Origin of the sequence: Arthrobacter sp. NPDC093139, from assembly GCF_044754165.1 — a bacterium.
GTDB lineage: Bacteria > Actinomycetota > Actinomycetes > Actinomycetales > Micrococcaceae > Arthrobacter.
Map to the genome: position 1 here is coordinate 87,137 of NZ_JBIVOO010000006.1, position 17,015 is coordinate 104,151.

At 61.8% G+C, this 17,015-nt stretch carries 16 protein-coding genes; 9 read left to right on the forward strand and 7 right to left on the reverse strand.

The window, feature by feature from the left end:
- Window positions 1–132 precede the first annotated feature (132 nt).
- Complete coding sequence (locus ACIP90_RS11515) at window positions 133–900, forward strand: hypothetical protein (RefSeq protein WP_400579452.1); 768 nt, start codon at window positions 133–135, stop codon at window positions 898–900.
- 226 nt (window positions 901–1,126) lie between these two features.
- Here ACIP90_RS11515 and ACIP90_RS11520 read toward each other — a convergent pair whose 3' ends face one another.
- Entirely contained in the window at window positions 1,127–1,327 is a 201-nt protein-coding gene (locus ACIP90_RS11520) for a hypothetical protein (RefSeq protein WP_400579453.1), read from the reverse strand.
- Between the two features lie 822 nt (window positions 1,328–2,149).
- Complete coding sequence (locus ACIP90_RS11525; protein WP_400579454.1) at window positions 2,150–2,290, reverse strand: hypothetical protein; 141 nt, start codon at window positions 2,288–2,290, stop codon at window positions 2,150–2,152.
- Window positions 2,291–2,683: 393 nt separating this feature from the next.
- Between ACIP90_RS11525 and ACIP90_RS11530 the strand changes: the two genes are divergently transcribed.
- The 3 genes from ACIP90_RS11530 to ACIP90_RS11540 are packed head-to-tail and all read left to right on the forward strand — an operon-like array spanning window position 2,684 to window position 5,017.
- The gene (locus tag ACIP90_RS11530; RefSeq protein WP_400579455.1) at window positions 2,684–3,706 is read left to right on the forward strand and encodes an SDR family NAD(P)-dependent oxidoreductase; all 1,023 of its coding nucleotides are present in this window, start codon (window positions 2,684–2,686) and stop codon (window positions 3,704–3,706) included.
- Window positions 3,707–3,765: 59 nt separating this feature from the next.
- Window positions 3,766–4,530 (forward strand): hypothetical protein, encoded by a 765-nt coding sequence (locus tag ACIP90_RS11535; RefSeq protein ID WP_400579456.1) that lies wholly within the window; start codon window positions 3,766–3,768, stop codon window positions 4,528–4,530.
- The gene (locus tag ACIP90_RS11540) at window positions 4,523–5,017 is read left to right on the forward strand and encodes a DUF6644 family protein (protein WP_400579457.1); all 495 of its coding nucleotides are present in this window, start codon (window positions 4,523–4,525) and stop codon (window positions 5,015–5,017) included. Before ACIP90_RS11535 ends, ACIP90_RS11540 begins: the two co-directional genes overlap by 8 nt.
- Before the next feature lie 369 nt (window positions 5,018–5,386).
- On the opposite strand, the gene ACIP90_RS11545 is transcribed toward ACIP90_RS11540, so the two are convergent.
- Window positions 5,387–6,184, reverse strand: a complete 798-nt coding sequence (locus ACIP90_RS11545; RefSeq protein WP_400579458.1) for an IclR family transcriptional regulator — start codon at window positions 6,182–6,184, stop codon at window positions 5,387–5,389.
- 647 nt (window positions 6,185–6,831) lie between these two features.
- On the opposite strand from ACIP90_RS11545, the gene ACIP90_RS11550 reads away from it, so the two are divergent.
- Together ACIP90_RS11550 and ACIP90_RS11555 are read left to right on the forward strand one after the other, a co-directional pair.
- A complete protein-coding gene (locus ACIP90_RS11550) occupies window positions 6,832–7,935 on the forward strand; it encodes a mandelate racemase/muconate lactonizing enzyme family protein (protein WP_400579459.1) in 1,104 nt (367 codons plus the stop codon).
- A gap of 114 nt (window positions 7,936–8,049) precedes the next feature.
- Window positions 8,050–9,411 carry an MFS transporter gene (locus tag ACIP90_RS11555; protein ID WP_400579460.1) on the forward strand — a complete coding sequence of 454 codons (1,362 nt, stop codon included), beginning with the start codon at window positions 8,050–8,052 and terminating at the stop codon, window positions 9,409–9,411.
- A gap of 359 nt (window positions 9,412–9,770) precedes the next feature.
- On the opposite strand, the gene ACIP90_RS11560 is transcribed toward ACIP90_RS11555, so the two are convergent.
- Window positions 9,771–10,049 (reverse strand): hypothetical protein, encoded by a 279-nt coding sequence (locus ACIP90_RS11560; RefSeq protein WP_400579461.1) that lies wholly within the window; start codon window positions 10,047–10,049, stop codon window positions 9,771–9,773.
- A 58-nt stretch (window positions 10,050–10,107) separates the two neighbouring features.
- On the opposite strand from ACIP90_RS11560, the gene ACIP90_RS11565 reads away from it, so the two are divergent.
- Window positions 10,108–10,374: an IclR family transcriptional regulator C-terminal domain-containing protein gene (locus ACIP90_RS11565; protein WP_400579462.1), complete on the forward strand. Its 267-nt coding sequence runs from the start codon at window positions 10,108–10,110 to the stop codon at window positions 10,372–10,374.
- Window positions 10,375–11,211: 837 nt separating this feature from the next.
- Here ACIP90_RS11565 and ACIP90_RS11570 read toward each other — a convergent pair.
- The gene (locus ACIP90_RS11570; RefSeq protein WP_400579463.1) at window positions 11,212–12,108 is read right to left on the reverse strand and encodes a TIR domain-containing protein; all 897 of its coding nucleotides are present in this window, start codon (window positions 12,106–12,108) and stop codon (window positions 11,212–11,214) included.
- A gap of 879 nt (window positions 12,109–12,987) precedes the next feature.
- Between ACIP90_RS11570 and ACIP90_RS11575 the strand changes: the two genes are divergently transcribed.
- A complete protein-coding gene (locus tag ACIP90_RS11575) occupies window positions 12,988–14,022 on the forward strand; it encodes a DUF4192 domain-containing protein (RefSeq protein WP_400579464.1) in 1,035 nt (344 codons plus the stop codon).
- A 104-nt stretch (window positions 14,023–14,126) separates the two neighbouring features.
- A complete protein-coding gene (locus ACIP90_RS11580) occupies window positions 14,127–14,387 on the forward strand; it encodes a hypothetical protein (protein ID WP_400579465.1) in 261 nt (86 codons plus the stop codon).
- Window positions 14,388–15,545: 1,158 nt separating this feature from the next.
- Here ACIP90_RS11580 and ACIP90_RS11585 read toward each other — a convergent pair.
- Both ACIP90_RS11585 and ACIP90_RS11590 read right to left on the reverse strand, forming a co-directional pair.
- Window positions 15,546–16,667 carry a hypothetical protein gene (locus tag ACIP90_RS11585; RefSeq protein WP_400579466.1) on the reverse strand — a complete coding sequence of 374 codons (1,122 nt, stop codon included), beginning with the start codon at window positions 16,665–16,667 and terminating at the stop codon, window positions 15,546–15,548.
- A partial coding sequence (locus ACIP90_RS11590) for a hypothetical protein (RefSeq protein ID WP_400579467.1) occupies window positions 16,660–17,015 on the reverse strand: 356 nt, incomplete at its 5' end. The genes ACIP90_RS11590 and ACIP90_RS11585, both read right to left, overlap by 8 nt.

Below are 17,015 nucleotides of genomic sequence, written 5' to 3' on the forward strand. Positions count from 1 at the left end.
GAAGGAAAGCGGCACGCCATCGTGGTGAAAACTCCCGTCATTGGGGCTGGAGTGCTGGGATCCCTGGCCCCATTGCGTTGGTTCGCTGGCATTTCATGAGGACTCAGCGTTACAGGAAGGCCTGCATTGGTGATGACTGAAGACGACACTGGTGAGGGAAGCCGCCGCCCTCTGCGGCTGCTCTTGAGCGTGTTCCTGCTCGGGATGCTCGCGTCTGCGCTGGTGCTCCTCTGGCCGGCCTGGCCCGAAGGCCTGGGCAGCAACGTCGACTCCTTGGGAGGGAGGCCAGAGTGCGTGGTCGAGACCTCGCAGGGAGAGGTTGAGCTCAACCGTGACGAGGCGCAGCTGGCCGCTACGGCGGCCGCGCTCTTGGCTCGTGGGGCGGAAGCGCCGGGCAGTTCCGGCATCAATGAGGCGGTTTTGCAGCGGCTGGCCGATGGGCCAGACGAGGACGCGGGTCCGGGTTTGACCTGTCAAGGCTCGGCCGCCAGCGGCTTGCCGGAAGAGCAGGTGACTGCCACTGGCCTCACACCGCGCGCTGAGCGGTTGCGTGAGGAGATGTCCGAAGTGTTCGGTGAGCAGAGCCTGGGTGGCTTCGCCCCTGGTGGCGTCAGCCATGGACACGGAGCGGAGTCGACGCACTACTATGGCCGGGCCATCGACGTCTTCTTTCGTCCAGTAAGTGAGGAAAACCGGCGTGAAGGATGGATGCTGGCCAACTGGCTCGTTGCTCATGCCACGGAGCTCGAGATTCAGTATGTGATCTTCGATGACCGGTTTTGGAGCGCGCACAGCTCCCAAGGGCAGTGGCAGCACTACGACGCACCCGAGCCCGAGAACGAGATCCTGCGTCACCTCGACCACGTCCACGTGGACGTTCTGCCGGGGAGGTCTAACTGAATACAATCGGCCCTGAGGCGGGATGCTCAATTGACCCACCGCCGAAGCGCATCTCATCGAGGACTACACCGAAGGGACCTGCATGGCCAGCTCGGTCATCGGAGGCGAGTTCGTCAAGCTGCACGGCGCACCTGCACCCGCGTGTGCTGAGCCGGGATGGGCTGAAACGCGGCGATGGCCCCGAGGGATCCCTCGGGGCCATCGCCGCGTCATCCATGGGTGCTGCCTATTTGCCGCTGTAGACGGGGAAGGCGCTGTGCTCGCCGTAGTCCACGTCACGAAGGCCGCGCAGCGCATCCATGTCCGCCTCAGAGATCTCGAAGTTGCCCTCGGCGTTGGAGCGCATATGCTCCGGGTTCGCGGTCTTCGGCAGCGAAACGGCGCCGAGCTGCAGGGTGTAGCGGATGCACAGCTGCGGCACGGTCACCCTGTACTTCTCGGCCAGGCCTTCACGTCGGCGTTCTCCAGGATCGCGTCGTGTCCGATCGGCGAGGACGCCTCGGCGAGGATGCCCTTGCCCTCGCAGTAGGACAAGAGATCGGAGGCGTATTTCCCGCGTGCACGCGCAGCTGGTTGACGTGCGGCACGACGGCCGCGGTCTCCAGCAGGCTGTCGGCGGGCGGGACAGGTCAGAGGTTATGGTCGAAGAATCCCGTCAGCCTGTTCCAGGGGATCAGGTCGACCTTGTCGTAGAGGTCCACGTGCTCGGCACCGGGGACGATGTGCAGCTCCACCGGGGACGATGTGCAGCTCCTTCGGCTCCGGGGCCTGCCGGTAGGCGTCCTCCGTGTAGTAGCGGGAGTGAGCCTTCTCCCCGGCGACGAGCAGCAGCGGCCGCGGGGCGGTCATTTCGATCTGTGCCAGCGGCATGAAGGCGGTGATCGCGCCGAGCCCGGTCAGGGTCAGCGCGTGCGACCGCGTGCTGGCCGCGCGGGGTGGCGTAGTATTCGGCGAACTCATCGGGCGCGGGCTGCTGCGACGGCTTCAGCAGCACCGCGTCGCCGCCGCCGTAGCGTACCTCGCCGCCCGCAAACTCCGTCCAGCGCTGCTCGGCGGCCTCGGCCAAGGCCTTGTGGCGCTCGGCGACGGTGTTCACCTCGCTGGAGACCGGAGCGTAGCCCAGGCCGTCGCGGTAGGCGCGGCTCATGTCGTACAAGCTCACCGTGGCCACGGCCTTCAGCCGCGGCTCGACCTGCGCGGCGGCCAGGGAGAACCCGCCGCTGGCGCAGACGTCGATCACGCCGATCCGTTAGCGGTCGATGTCCCGGCGGGTGCCGAGGTAAGCCACCGCGGCGCTGAAGTCTTCGACGAAGGCCTCGAGGGAGGCGATGTTGCCCTCCGTCCTGTCCGGCAGGAATGGGTCCTTCCCGGCTCTGTCTTTCTGACACATCCATGGAACCCCGCCGATCGCCGCAGCGGGAGTCCCTCTTGGTACCCCTCACGACAGGGACTCCCGCACCGTCGATTCTCCGTGTTGCATTGATGGAGTACTCCTCGGACCGACCCGGAAGGCCTCCACGATGCGGACTGCCCAGAACAGCCGCCGGCGCTGCCATCGCGCTGGCGCTGCTCCTCGCCGGATGCAGCGCTGCGCCATCCGCCGAGAGCCCGACTCCCACGCAGACCACGGACGCGTCGCGAGCCGGAGCGCCGAGCCGACGGCAACTCCTTCTCGAACGACCTGACCAGGATCTTCGAGACCGAGGACATAGACCAGATCGAGCTGCTGGACGGGCAGCAGGTCACCATAGCCGTCGCCGGCTGAACAAAGGGAACGACGAGAATGAAGCCCAATACGACTCCTCTGACCAGGCGCGGCCTCCTGCTGACCGGAGCGGCGCTTGGCGCAGTGGCCCTGGCGGCCTGCAACAGCGCTCCCCCGCGGGAGGCCGCGACGCCTGCGCCGGCGGGGCCCGCGCCCGATCGCACCGAGAGTTCCGGAAACGCCGTCCGGGCCCAGGGCGGCCTGTACGGCGTCCGCCTGTACAACACCCGGCAGGTCGCCGACGAGCTGGTGTGGATCGACGAGAACGTCCAACCGCTCAACGGCGACACGAAGCGCATCCTCATCACCGGCTCAACCGCCGGTGCCGGGCAGCTCGCCGCTGCCCATCTCCTCAAGCGCGGGCACAGGGTCGTCGCGCACGCCCGGAACGAGCAGCGCGCCGCAGACGTCAGGCGCGATCTGCCGGGCCTCGAGGACGTGGTGGCCGGCGATCTGCTCGACCTCGACCAGACGAGAGCGCTGGCCGAGCAGATCAACGCCCTCGGCGAGTTCGACGTCATCGTCCACAACGCCGGCGAGTACGGGCTCCCCGACGGCGACCTGCTCAACTCAAACTCCCTCTCACCGTACCTCCTCACCGCGCTGGTGACCCCGCCGCGGCAGCTGAGCTACCTCACCTCGGACCTGCACCTCGGCGGAGACCTGAGGCTCGACGAGGTGCGCTCGGGCGGCGGCATCGGCTACGGCGACAGCAAGCTGCACATGGCGATGATCGCCACGGCAGCGGCCCGCCTCTGGCCGGACCGGCAGGTGAACGCCGTCGCACCCGGCTGGATCCCAACGCTGATGGGCTTCCACAACGGGAACACCAGCACGCCCGACAGCCTTCGCGACGGCTACCTGACTCAGGTCTGGCTGGCCGAGGGCGTCGAGCCCGGCAGCGACGTCACCGGCGAGTTCCTCTTCCACCAGCAGGTCGAGACGCGCGTGAACGATCTCGTGCACGACACCCAGGCGCAGGACCGGCTACTGGCCGTCTACGCCGAGCAGACCGGCGTCGCTTTCCCCGCAGAAAGCTGAACCCCGACCCCAGGCTCGCCATACGAGACCCGCACCGCCCACAGAGAGGATCGACGATTTTGAGCGTCTCCACACACACCAACCGACCACTCCTCCGCGGCCTTATGGCCACCGCGGCTCTCCTCGCCGCGGCAGCGATCGCGCTGGTCCCAGCGTCACCGGCCGCCGCGCACCACGGCTGGGACGGCTTCGAGACCAACGGCCTCGTCTACATCGCCGGCACCATCTCGTCCGAGGGAAGCTGGGGCGATCCGCATTCGCATTTCGATGTGGCACTGGATGCCCAGCTCCCAGCCAGCACGCCCGATCTGCCGATCCCCCGGGAGCTGTCGGGACCGGAGGACAGCATCCGGGTCAAGGCGGCTCTCCCGTATGACGGCCCCCACGACGAGCTCGAGGTCATCATCGCTCCGCCGTGGTGGTCGAGCAGCAACGGATTGGACCGCTCTCTGGAGGCCGGAGAGCGCTTCCAGGGCGTCGGGTACATTAACAGCACCGATAACGGCCTCTTCCGTCCGGTCGCCTTCTGGTACGGAGACGACAATGCGCCCGTCAACCAGGTGATAGGCAGCACGCTCCCGGTCAGGGCACCGCTGCCAGGCGATGCGCAGGCAGGCGATGGGCCTGCCGACGCGCCGTCCGCGGCGGAGGACCCCGCGCAGACGGACCGTCCGGCAGAGGATGCCGACATCGCCGATGACAGCGGCTCGCAGACGTGGGTCGTCTGGGCGGTGTTCGCTGCCGTCGTCGTCGTGGCGGTCGTGGGCGGAGTCTTCTACGTGCGCCGCTGCACCCGCCAGGATGAACGGAGCCCGGATGCCTGAATGGCTCGTACCAATCCTGCGCTGGCTGCAGGATTCCGCGCTCGGTGATGCCGTGCGCTCCACTCCCTTCATGTATGCGACGCTCGAGAGCCTCCACATCCTCGGGATTGCCGTGCTCGTCGGCCCGGCCTTCGCGTTCGACCTCCGGCTGCTGGGCGCTGGGCGTTCTCTGGTATCCGTCACAAGGTCCGCACGCTATCTCCTGCCAGTGTCCCACCTCGGACTGGCCATCGCCGTCTTCACGGGGATACTGCTTTTCAGCGCGCAGGCCATCGGCGTCGCCGGCTCAAATGCTGCTCCGTGGAAGCTCGGACTCCTGCTCCTGGCCGGGCTGAACGTCATCGTGTTCCACCGCGGCGTCCACCGTCGAGTCGACGAGTGGGCGGACGCCGACGCGACGCCGGTCGCGGCCCGCGTCTCGGCGGTCGTGTCGATGACGACGTGGACGGGCGTGATCTTCGCAGGACGATTCCTGGCCTACATCTGAAGGTTCGTTCCATCCGGCAGCCCAGCGCAGAGCAGACTACCGACCTGAACATCCTGCTCCCCCCCGCCGCATTACCACACAGCAGGTGAGCCCTTTCGGATCATCGCCAAACCGCCGGCCGCGCTGCCAGGGGTGACAGTAGCTGCACGCCGAGCACACGCCATGGAGGGTGATTTTGTGGCCGGTCGGGCAGAGCGGTTTGGCAGAGTTACGAGCCGCGGCAGGCTAAATGACTGATCACATCTCAACCTGTCTCACTGTTGGTCGAACTGTGCGGGGGCAACCGAGGACATAGGTACCCTGTTATCCCGGGCCAGAAAGTCGGGCTATAGGAGTGTGTTGTTCCTTCTCGCCAAGCCTCTGTTGCTCCTAGACAACCTGCGTGGGGACCTGTTGGGATCCGAGCATGTCAGCGACCGGTATGCGACCGAGTTCGTCAGCAATCTTCTGCATGGCTGGCAGCACATTATCGGCTGCCTGTTTAGTGAAGCGGAAGCTCGGGCCGGAGACGGTGAGCACGCCGACAAGTTCGTCACCACCGGCAGCCCGGATCGGAAAGGCAAGGGTGGCGATGCCGTCCTCGTAGATGTCGGCGAGGTACAGATGGCCGTGTGCGCGTGCTGTGCGCACTATGTTCAGGGCCTCCTCAACACTGCGGGGCGCGGCAGACCCGTACTCGCCTGGGGGTGCGAAAACTTCCGCCCGAAGACGAGCCGTTGCCTCCTCGTCGGAGAGACTGCTCAGCAGGAGCAAGCCGCTAGCCGCATAAATAGGAGGCACGTTGCCACCATGCAGGGGATCATACTTCAAGCCGGACTTGCTGCCCTGGGCCTTGCTGATGCGCACCAGGTGGTCTCCGTCGACAAGGTTTAGACGGGCGAGCTCGCCACTGACTGCAGCAAGTTCTTCCAGCAAGGGCCGGGCAAGGTCAACCAGAGGAATAAGCTCGAGATATTGCAGGGAGTGGGACGCGAGCTTCAGCGTCAGATGGTACCGCCCGAACTCATCAATGCGTGCATATCCTAAACGCGTCAGCTCACCCATCAAACGGTGTGTGGGACCAGTAGGGGCCTTCAATGCCGCGGCGATATCGGTGAACGTTAGTCCACGTGGGGCACTGCTCATCAACTCGATTGCCTGAAGCCCACGCTCTAGTTCGCGGCTCATTCCGTCTCCATATCTACATCCACCTACTTCTTACGCCTGAACACAAGCCGCGTCTGGAGGACAGGACCACGGGTCCAAGTGATCTGACTGACGGACGACTGCCTGCGGCTCATCCTAAGAAACGAAGAGCCGCGCCTTCGACGAACCTCGAATTAGGCTCAACTGGAGGATCTCGCCGTAGCCGTCCCGGCACAGCCAGCGTAATCAGGAGGAGCGCCTTGGGCCAATCCTCGTATTGCTTGTGACAGGTCCCTAGGTTCGACTCTTGAACGGAAGGTCCAGCCTGCTCACTAGGACACCGTGGTCTCCGGTCGCACAGAGATGCGGAAAACTGCCTCTGTTCTTCAGCGCGGGCCGAGCCCAGACAACCATTGACGAAGTCCCACAGTTCCGGATATTGTTTCTGGAAATGACTTCCAAAAGTGGCCACCGCCATATGTGCTGATTCGAGGCTTGACGCCACCGCGTCGAGCAGATTCGGCAAACTACCAATAGCCGCTTGTCCGGCCCAGCGTAGAAGAAACAGGACCCGGAAGAGTGCCACTGGCACGCGCCGTTTTTTCCCTGCACGGGGATCAAAAGCTGGGCGCGAGCTCACGACGCCAAGCCTCTCGCCTGCTCGACTTCATCCCCACAGGAGATACTTCTTGAAGATCACATCTATTGAGGCAATACCTTTCATCATCCCCTACCGACATCCGATCGTCGCTGCGTCCGGCATTCTTGATAGCGCAGAACACGTCCTGGTGCGCGTACACACTGACGAGGGACTGGTGGGCATCGGTGAAGCCGCTTCCCGCTCGTTCGTTTACGGCGAATCCCAGGCTTCGATCGTGGCTGCCATCCGACAGTGGTTGGAGCCCGCACTTCTCGGCGCCGATCCGATGGCCGTCGAGGACCTGTATGAAAGAACGTCATGGCTTGTCGCGAATAATACCGCCCGCGGCGCCCTTGACGTCGCGCTTCACGACCTGCGCGGCAAGGTGACAGGGATGCCCTCGTGGCTTCTCCTTGGCGGGGTGAAGAGGCCTCTCCGAGTCACACGCATCCTGACGATGGGCGAGGCTGAAGAGGCTGCGGATGAAGCCCGACAAGCCGTAGCCAAGAGCGGAATTTCTGCATTCAAGGTCAAGGTCGGCACCGGGCTGCGCAGTGACGTGGCACGCATCGCCGCGGTCAGGGAAGCTGTTGGTGAAGAGGCAACAATCTACGTCGACGCCAACCATGGGTGGCGTGCTGAAGAGGCTATCCTGGCCTTGACTGCCATGGCTGAATACGGTTTGGACCTTGTAGAGGAACCCTGCCCGGCTTCGGACACTATCGGACGGCAACGTCTAGCCCAACACGTCCCCATCAGCGTTATGGCCGATGAGAGCGCGCCCACCCTAGCGGATGCCGCACGAGAACTTATTTCCGGCTCATCGCGGGCTCTTAGCATCAAGACGACACGGACAGGATTCACTGAGTCCGCACGGCTGGTGTCTCTGGCTGGCGCGCTCGGTGCGCGGACGCTGCTGGGCAGCCAGGCAGACAGTATGGTCGGCACGGCAGCCTTGCTGGCCTTTGGATCAGCGTTCCCCCGAGTGGCCTCCGAGCCCGGGGAACTCGACTATTTCAATGTGTTTACCGATCATCTTGTCACCAACGAACTCGTGGTCCAGAACGGCGTTCTCGTCCCATCAGAACTCCCCGGGATCGGAGTGGATATTGATGAGGACAAACTTTGTCACTACCGAATCGACAACCAATGACCAGCGCAATCCCGGCCCGCATTTGCATCGGCCTAGCTGCCAGGACGCTGCTGGAACGCCACACCTAATCCACCACATTTACCAGTATCTCGTTATCTCAATGAGGAGGTTCCCATGTCAGCCAAAAGGGCAGACCAAGCAATTGAACTCAAGACGCCTTCGACCGGAAGCACGGTAAAATCGGGCGAAGTGCATGTAGACCGAACTACACTCCGAAAGGTCACACTGGCAGCTTCGGTCGGATCGGGTATCGAGTATTTCGACTTGGTCGTGTACGGAGCCATGGCCCCGATTCTGGCGAGTGTGTTTTTTCCCAGTTCGGATCCGGCCGTAGGCCTACTTTCCACTTTTGCTGTCTTTGCCCTGGCTTTCGTAGCGCGGCCGCTGGGCGGTCTCTTTTGGGGCCCCTTGGGTGACAGGATCGGGCGTAAGCGCACGTTGGCCGCCATCATCATTGTTATGGCCTTATCAAGTGCCGCTATCGGGTTACTTCCCGGCTATGCGGAGATTGGCGTGCTGGCACCCATATTGCTTATCCTGTGCCGATTTGGTCAGGGCATCTCGGCCGGCGGCGAGATGCCGGGGGCTGCAACCCTGGTGGGCGAGTATTCCTCTGACCGCAAGCGCGGTTTGCAAACCAGCTTTCTTCAGTGGGGTGTCACCACTGGGCAAATTGCCGCCCTGCTGTTCTGTTTTGCTCTCGCGGCCGTCATCCCGGCGGAGGACATGCAAAGCTGGGGCTGGCGGATTCCCTTCCTGATTGCCCTTCCTTTGGGTGCAATTGGTCTCTACATTCGGTCACGGATCGCAGAAAGCCCGGACTTTGAGAAGGTCGAGCGGCTCGGCGCGAAGACTGAACACCCGGTGAAAGCGCTTTTGGGTAGTTCGCGTGGTTGGAAAATGCTGGGACGTGCCACACTCTTTAATCTCCCGGTGGGCGTTCCTGCCTATCTTTTGCTGACCTTCATGCCCGCGTTCCTGGTGTCGACGGTCCATCTCAGCAGCGCAGAAGCGCTGCTGGCCGTCACAATTGCGATCGTCCTTGCCATGGTCGTGCAGCCAATCGGTGGTTTGTTATCGGACCGCTTTGGCCGGCGTCCCCTGTTGGGCATATTGTGCGTCACACAGCTAGCCACAGCATTCCCGGCGTTCATACTCCTAAACACTGGAGGCTTCGTTCCCGCGCTGGCCGGACTGATGTTGCTTGGTTTCATTCACGGTATCGCAACAGGGTGTCAATCAGCGCCAGTCCTGGAGTCCTTTCCGACGCCAATCCGTTTCACCGGATACGCCTTGGCGCTCGGGCTCTCCACCGCGTTGCTGTCCGGACCAACACCGTATGTGGCGACGTGGTTGATCGGGGCCACGGGGAGTTCCTTTGCACCGGCGTGGCTCATCGTAGCGTGTGCCATCCCGGCCCTGATCGGAGCCTTCTTCATCAAGGAGACGAACAACCGTCCGCTGCCCACACGCTAACTCATCATGAGGGAGTTGGGGGCGCCACGAAAACGGCGCCCCTAACTTCAGCTCTAAGCCCTCCGACATCGAAGTTAGATCTCGCCCCCGGCGAACCCAGTATGTGCTGGGCAGTTCCGGATGAGGGAAAACACGAAGGGAGAGGTTGGACTTACACCATGGGAGCACGGTCCCTGTTGCCCCACCCCGGACCGGAGCCGGCGGCTCCGGCAAGCGCCGGCAGTCTGGCCAGGATGCTCGGCATTCTGGCCCTCTATAACCAAGCGGAACCGGTTTGGTCAGCAGCGTCTCTCATCGCGGCTCTAGGGACCTGACGAGCCACAGGATATCGCTACATCGAGACGCTGCACCATGCGGGGTTACTCACCACACTCAGCAACGGCCATTACGCCCTTGGCCCGCAGATCATCGAGATGGACCTGCAGATCCGCTTGGCAGACCCACTGCTGCTGGCCCGCCAGGGGATCCTTGAGGAATTGGGCGACAAGATCGGGCACTCCGCCCTCCTGCTCACCGCGTTCGACGACGTCACCGTCCTGTGCATCCGGGAGTACCGCCTGCCCCAAAGCCCTCCGAATCGTCTGCACCGCGGACAGCGGCGTCCATTGTTTCTTCCCCCACCACCGGCTGAAAGCCATTTATGCCCATCGGGCGGAAGCGATCGGGAACGCCGGACTCGGCAGCACGTGGCGAGATTTGCGCAGAACCCTGGCCGGAATCAAAAGGAACGGCTATCACCTGACCAGAGGCGAAAACAACCCAGGTGTCGCGGGCATAGCTGCTCCTATACTCACTCATGAAAGAGGAGCCGTGGGCAGCATCGGGGTCGCCTGGGATGAGGAAGCCCGCCGCGACGTCGACGTTCAGAGCACCGTCCTTGCCATTAAGCAGACGGCAAGAACTGTATCTGAACGCTTGGCGGTTACTCAGAGTGGCTCCGCACCTGAATGCGGGCAGGGCTAAGTCGAAACCTGGTCCGCCTGGAGGTCCACCCGGGCCCGACGTCCGGGTCACTAACGCCCTCCACAATTCCTCGTGCGCAGCGGCGAGTGCGGCCACCCTAACGATCCTCTCAACCTCAGCAGCCAGTGTCGGCGACGCCAGCACGAAAGGGCACATTCCAATAGAAAAAGCCTTGCGATTTAGATTGTAAAAAGTACCGCTCCGACGCCACGCGGGAAGAAGGACATCCAGTTTCTGTTGTGCTGGGAAACGGCTGGGGAATGGCCTGTAATTGCAGTTGAAGTTCCTGCAGGCCGCTCATTGGGGCTAGCAGCGCTGGAACCATTGATAAAAGGATGGTCCCGCCGGCGAGCTCCCGCATTCGGCCAAGAACCTGCTGGACTGCCGCAGCAGGTCGCCCAAATTGAATGCAGGGCAACTGTGAAGTCGCTAGCTTGTCGTTTCCAGCACCAGGCACAGGAAGCCCTTCTCGAAATTGGGCTGTACTGCAGCACTTCTATCCGCCGAGCTCGACTTCCGCTTCCAGAGCAGCGCCAGCTGCCCACCGGTTCGGCACGTCTGCAGCGAAATCGCCCTGCCGAGAACCCTTCATCGGTGAGGTCCCATAGATCGTGCTGTAGAGACTGTCCAGCCTAGCGCGAAGTGCCTGAGCCACGGTCGGTCATGACTACAACAGTAGGTCAGATTAAGGCACACCCCAACTTGACGCCGGGGCGTTTCTCACATCTCCGCATCTGCTGGCGGCACTAAGGCTGATAGCCGGTTATGTGTATGCCAAGCTTCCTTCACTTGCGTCCAACTACATGATCGAAAGCCGCTTCGGACAACGACCACAGCCTAGTCCTGGCACCCTACTTCTGACAGCGGTAAGTTCTGGCCCAGCGGTCCGCCGGGCGACGCGATGTACTGATCTTTCCATGCCGGGTCAATGATGACGAGCGTCTTGCCGTTGTCCCCAAACTGTTCCTTGTAATAGTGCTGAATGGCCTTCTTCTCCAGCTCACTTAGGGCAGTAGACGAATCAAGTACATCAGTCTGTTCGTTTACCGCCCTGAACCCAAAGTTCGCAGGTCGACCACGGAGCACGCCGTACACCTTGGTCGTGAAGGACTGCCCCTTGTACCTATCGTCGGCCGTCGTCGGCAGTGGGTTGATGACCGGGACAGTAAGCGCTTTATCGAAGTCTCGAACCACTGCCAGCAGCTCATCAATTTTCTCGGAGATAGTTCGCTCGGGAGGCATCACATTTGATTTCGCACGCGCCTTGAGGCTTTCCAGTGCAGCGGTCAGGTTATCCCATTCATTGTCAATACGTCCGTCCAATGTATCTTGACGAATCTTAGGCCCGTATTCATTCAGAGATTTCATGAGGGATCTAAATCCGTCAATATTTGCCATCTTCATCTGAAAATTCTTGAAAGGACCAACTACTTGGTTCGTATCATCGAAGTTGAGCAGGAGAACCCCGATCCGCTTCCTCCGGTCACCAACCTGACGGGAGAGTGCGCCAGCCTCATAGTTTAGCCACTGCTCCATCTGGTTCTCTTTGGACACGCAAATGATCCCAAAGTCGGTGTCCGTAAGTTCGTCTTCGATTTGAGCCAGCCACTGCTCGCCTGCGGGTATCTCGGGGCTGTAGAACGTAGTGACTGTATCGAATAGCCTGCCTACGACCTCATTGAGAACGCCGGCAAAGTCACATGTGTTCTTAGACCAACTAATAAAGACTTTCAAGCTCCCCCCATTTGCTCGGATAGTCCGCCAAGAATATCAAGCGAACTGCTGACTTTTTGTCTCTTGTCCAGCAAGTTCATAACCTGAGTCTGATGATGTGGGACTTCTAGATGCAATTCTCCCTCCCATTACCGGTCAGGTTTGTAGAGCTGGTTGCTTGGGGCCCGCGAATGCGTCGGGCGAGCATCTGACGAAAGGCCAGATATCGGCAGTTGGCCCGCCGCACGTAAGCTTGATCTGGGATGTTTCCAACTCCTAGGAAGCCTGTCAGCCCTTGCTGACAGGCTTCCTCATTTTGAGGGACGGTACGCGTTTTTCGGCGTGCGGTAGCAGACGTTCCTGCGCGTGCGCCCAGGCCAGCTGCGAAGACAGTGCGGAATCAGTCATTGAAGCCTCCGTCGCACGAAGCCTTAGTGCAGAGTGTCCAACGTCCGTTCGTTCCGCCACTTTTGGCCAATTTTCCGGCAGCCAAGGCGTGCATATGTCGAATCCGAGACGGAACATTCGGGAAACATCGCAACCTCGTTCAGCCCTGACACTGGTCGCTTCCGCTGCGGCTCCGGGCAACTCCACCTGCGTCATGCTGCCCCGCCCCGGCGGGCCCATGAATGACCAGAAGCATCATCGCTGTTTGTCATTCTGATAGCCCCATCATCGCTGGGCGGGCCCTCCGCGCAACCAGGGCGCCATGCGCCGACCGCAATCAAAAAGTTTCGTTCGGCGCTCCTCCGTCGCTTATCTCCTCACCAAACTTTTTGATTGTGGCCGGTCCCCCAAGTTGCACTCCGGACCCTCCTACCCAGCGGTGAATCCTCTATCAGAACGGCACCCACATCCCAACAACCACAGTCAAGCCAAGAAGGTCAAAGGAGCAGGACCATGGAAACGCTCACCATCAAATCCCCCGCAGACCTGCTCAGCTTCATCGGACACACCCTCGGCTTCTGGCCGCAGGAAAGCCTGGTCTGCATCACCGTGGACACCGACCACCTCGGCGCCACCCTGCGCGTAGACCTCCCCCAGCACGACGGCGGCGAGCTCGGCTACGCCCGAACCGTCGCCGGCTACCTCACCCACGATCCAAACGCCACCAGCGTCCTCTTCGCCGTCTACACCGCAACACCCTGGGACCCCAGCCATCCCAAGCCACGCGCAGGGATCATCGCCGCACTCACCGGCGTGCTGGCCGAACGCGGCATCACCATCAGCGACGGGCTCCTCGTTGGGGAGAAGACCTTCACCCAATACGACGGCGACCCCCAGACCAGCGCCGCAATCCCCCTGACCGCGACCCAGACCAGCACGATCAACGCCGAATTCATCTACCGCGGCAGCAGCGTCGAAGAAACCGACCGGATCACACTGCCCACTCCGACAAAAGACGCAGCCAAAGATGCCGCCGTCGAGAACCACATGAAGACCATCCGAGCCCTCCCCGCCAATGACGCGATCGGCCGGGCACGAAGGCTCTGGGCGGACATGCTGGACGCCAAAACCTACCCGACCGAGGACCAAATCATCACTCTCATCGCCAACTTCCAGTTCCCAGGCATCCGCGACCAGCTCATCGCAGACATCCCGGGCATCAAGGAACCCGCTCACCAAGTCCTCTTTGCCCAAACACAAGGCAAGCCGCAATGGTCCCGCATCGAATGGGCCCAGCAACTATTGCTCCACACCTACACCAGAACCAATAACCAACACGCAGCCCCACTACTTACCGCCCTCGGATACATCCACTGGTGGGAAGGCCGAGGAAGTAAAGCCCACCAATTCCTCCAGCTCGCCCTCGAGGCCGACCCCGAATACCGGCTCGCCAAACTCAGTGACCAAATGATCGGCTGCGGAATGATCGCCGGCTGGAACACGGACAAGAACACCGCCTACCGGCCTCAGGGACTGGAAGGGCCCTGACTATGCTGCGCATCAGAACGTGCTCCATCCCGGCTGTCCGAGTAGGTCATGTTCTGGAAACCATCACGCGACATGGAAGAACTGCGAGCGTCAGGAGGGGTCCAATGACCGAAAATCAGACCCGGCTGGGTTCCCGGGCCCCAGGGCCCCGGGCAACTCCCAAACGCGTCGGCAAACGGGATCCGGCTGCTCGGGACACAGCTACCGGCCCATATGAAAGGCGGGTTCTGTCCGGAGATTTTGGCGCCGAAGCGACGCCGCCACGGTATTTCGACTACTACAGTTTCATGACCCTCGCCGATTTCATGACCTGGATTCAGAAGGATGACGGCAGCGAACCGGGGATCTCGTACTCGGGGCACTGACACCTTCCCGGGGTTCAGGAATTGCCACGCACGCCGGAACCGCTCCGCCAACCGCGGCGCAGCGCCCACTTCCGGCGGGGAAACGGCGCCGGGAGGCTTTTGCCGCACACATGGCCCTCCCCCTGGTCCCGACAAGACAGACGCTCCGGCGGCTGCGACTGGTTCTCGGCAGTGGCCACAAAGGAATTCCCTTGGTGCCCGGCTCTTGGGCTCAGACCAACAGGAGTACACGAAACTCGACACAAAAAGGCGTATCGTTCAGTTTTGGTTTCGTACCGGGTTCGGCCACCTAGTCGGAGGAGGAGGAGGCACCGGGATTTCCGCGGGCACACCGACGGCGGATCTCCCTCCGGCCGTCGCCCACGGACACCACCGTTTCCGTACACACCGCTCGCGGTGCCGGCCTAGTTGCAGCGATATTTGCGTGTTACTCATTGCCAGAGGAATCATGCCAAAAACCGGGTCAGTCCATTAGCAGCCTCTAGCGCCCCTCGGCGGAGCGCCAGGATCAAGGCCGCAAACGTACCGCGTAAACCACCATGATGCCTACCAGCATCACGACGGTCCAAAGGCGTTCCCAACTCTCCTTGTTTACCGAAGTGATCGTGACAACTGCGGCAAGTATCCCGAACGGAAGGAGGCAAATCAGCCGCAGGATGAAGGCAACAACAGGTGTGGTCCAGGCAGGGGACGGCTGCTCATCCAACATGGGTCTGGGAGTTGAATCTCCAGCCTTTATCGTCATTTCTGTGTCGCATCATTGCAGAAGCCTACCTGTGCGAATTCTCAGCCCGGAGCGAGAATAGGCCTTCAGATCGGCTGGCTGCGAACGGGCCACGGCACAGCCCACCGCATTGGGGGATGGCATGGACCATAGAACGAGACTATTGATCGCTGGCGTCGGGCTTGCCGGCTTGAGCGCGCTGATACAACTGCTATTCGTTATTACCAAGCTGCCTGTCATCTTTTGGTCAGATCTTCTGGGCGGAATCGCTGCAGCTGTCGTCACAGCAATTCTCTTGGTTCTTCTCCGTGGTCGTCCTCAGCGGTCGGCATGACCGACCGGATTGAAGCCGTGGTGATCAACGCGACGAGTATCAGGAAATCAGCCGCGAGCTGGTGCACCGTGTTGCCTCAAGTTAGATGGGCGTAGCCGCCTCAGCTCAGCTGCTCTCGGTCAGCCCATTTTCCGAGGAGCGCCTTGTTTGCTTCCCGTAGGGAGTCAAAATCCGCTGCGGGAAAATGCTTCGTCGCTGTCCACCAGTCATCGGGGCTCGGCGCGGTGAACATTCGTCGTCCTGAGGGGAACGGTGTGACCTGCCAGAAGCCCTCAGGCCGCAGGTCGGCATGTCCCGGGCCGAGAACCTGGACGGCGAAAATGCCTGGAACTGAACTCTTCATCACCGCGTGGTCCGCGGACAGCTCGGGATCGTCGGGCAATGGGACCCCCCACTGGCTCATCACGCTCCCTGGGGAGATGAGCCCGAAATGAACCCGGGTGACGGCCGCGTAGTCGTAAAGCGGTGCCATCTCTTTGAGCAGCCGCGCCAGCGGCTCTAGGGCGTCGGCCTTCCCGTCCTTTATTTCGGTGCCGGGCAGGATCCACCCCTCACCCGAGAACAGGACGTACCAGTCACCGTTGGCTGTGGGGAAGAGAAGTTCTGCCCACCCGATGTCTTCGCAGCAGCGCGAGATGACCTCCGCTACGTGGTGCGGTTCGCATCGGGACATCGTGAAGTGGAGCCCTGCGAGGATGACTCCAGTGGTGTGGGTCTTGGCCCAGCCGGCGAGCAGATCAACGATGTCCTTGAACGTGGAGCTTTCGACCGCCCAGCTGTCCCAATTGTTCTTGACTGATCGAAAGTGAAGCGGTGTCCTGTCGTTGTCTATGGCGGCGTCCACGGCACAGATGGCCGCACTGTAGGCGTAGCGCCCTGTCCGCGGCCTGGGCCCGAGTGTGTCCGAGCAGGCCGTGATGGTTCCCGTGAAGCCCACCGCAGCAACCGCTTCGGCAATCATTCCCGCCACCTCGACAGCATGGTTGGGGGAGCTCACGGGAAAGATGTAAATGGCCGTTCCATGGCTCACTTCAACTGCGTGAAACCGCTGGTCGGGGTAATCCGGCATCCTGATCTCAGAGATCGCGGCGTCGATGTCAGGAGTCGACGGTTGGTGATTGGCGGGTGAGGGCGCACACAGGAACCCCTGAGTGAACGTCGCGTCGGTGTTGACACGTCGGATCTTGACCGAGTCAATGGTGATGCCAGAGCGTTCATCCATTTAGTGCCCCCTTGAGGCTGTAGGTCCCCCATGATTTGCGGGTGATGTCAGTCGTCATTTCCAGCCGGTATTCCCCGGCGGTCAGGGCAACGCTTTTGTTCCCGGAGGCACAGTAGTCTCCGGCGATCTTGGCTCCGCTGGCGACGGAGGTGACCTGCCACACGAGGCCGTTGAGATACTGGTTGCCGTTGTGGTTTACACACGACACCCAATTGATACTAAACGTCTTTCCGCCCTCGGGGACGGTGAAGCTGTAAGTGTCTTTGGAGCCCTTGGTTTCGAGGTTCCCGGCACCGGCGGCGGGGGTCCCGTCGCTGATGGTGCTGCCGTCCACCGGGAGGGCGAACA

What these genes read in the sequence shown, in the direction of transcription:
- ACIP90_RS11515 (WP_400579452.1), top strand. Translation starts at nt 133, where the DNA reads ATGACTGAAGACGACACTGGTGAGGGAAGCCGCCGCCCTCTGCGGCTG.
- ACIP90_RS11525 (WP_400579454.1), bottom strand. Translation starts at nt 2,290, where the DNA reads ATGTGTCAGAAAGACAGAGCCGGGAAGGACCCATTCCTGCCGGACAGG.
- ACIP90_RS11530 (WP_400579455.1), top strand. Translation starts at nt 2,684, where the DNA reads ATGAAGCCCAATACGACTCCTCTGACCAGGCGCGGCCTCCTGCTGACC.
- ACIP90_RS11540 (WP_400579457.1), top strand. Translation starts at nt 4,523, where the DNA reads ATGCCTGAATGGCTCGTACCAATCCTGCGCTGGCTGCAGGATTCCGCG.
- ACIP90_RS11545 (WP_400579458.1), bottom strand. Translation starts at nt 6,184, where the DNA reads ATGAGCCGCGAACTAGAGCGTGGGCTTCAGGCAATCGAGTTGATGAGC.
- ACIP90_RS11555 (WP_400579460.1), top strand. Translation starts at nt 8,050, where the DNA reads ATGTCAGCCAAAAGGGCAGACCAAGCAATTGAACTCAAGACGCCTTCG.
- ACIP90_RS11560 (WP_400579461.1), bottom strand. Translation starts at nt 10,049, where the DNA reads ATGGCTTTCAGCCGGTGGTGGGGGAAGAAACAATGGACGCCGCTGTCC.
- ACIP90_RS11575 (WP_400579464.1), top strand. Translation starts at nt 12,988, where the DNA reads ATGGAAACGCTCACCATCAAATCCCCCGCAGACCTGCTCAGCTTCATC.
- ACIP90_RS11580 (WP_400579465.1), top strand. Translation starts at nt 14,127, where the DNA reads ATGACCGAAAATCAGACCCGGCTGGGTTCCCGGGCCCCAGGGCCCCGG.
- ACIP90_RS11585 (WP_400579466.1), bottom strand. Translation starts at nt 16,667, where the DNA reads ATGGATGAACGCTCTGGCATCACCATTGACTCGGTCAAGATCCGACGT.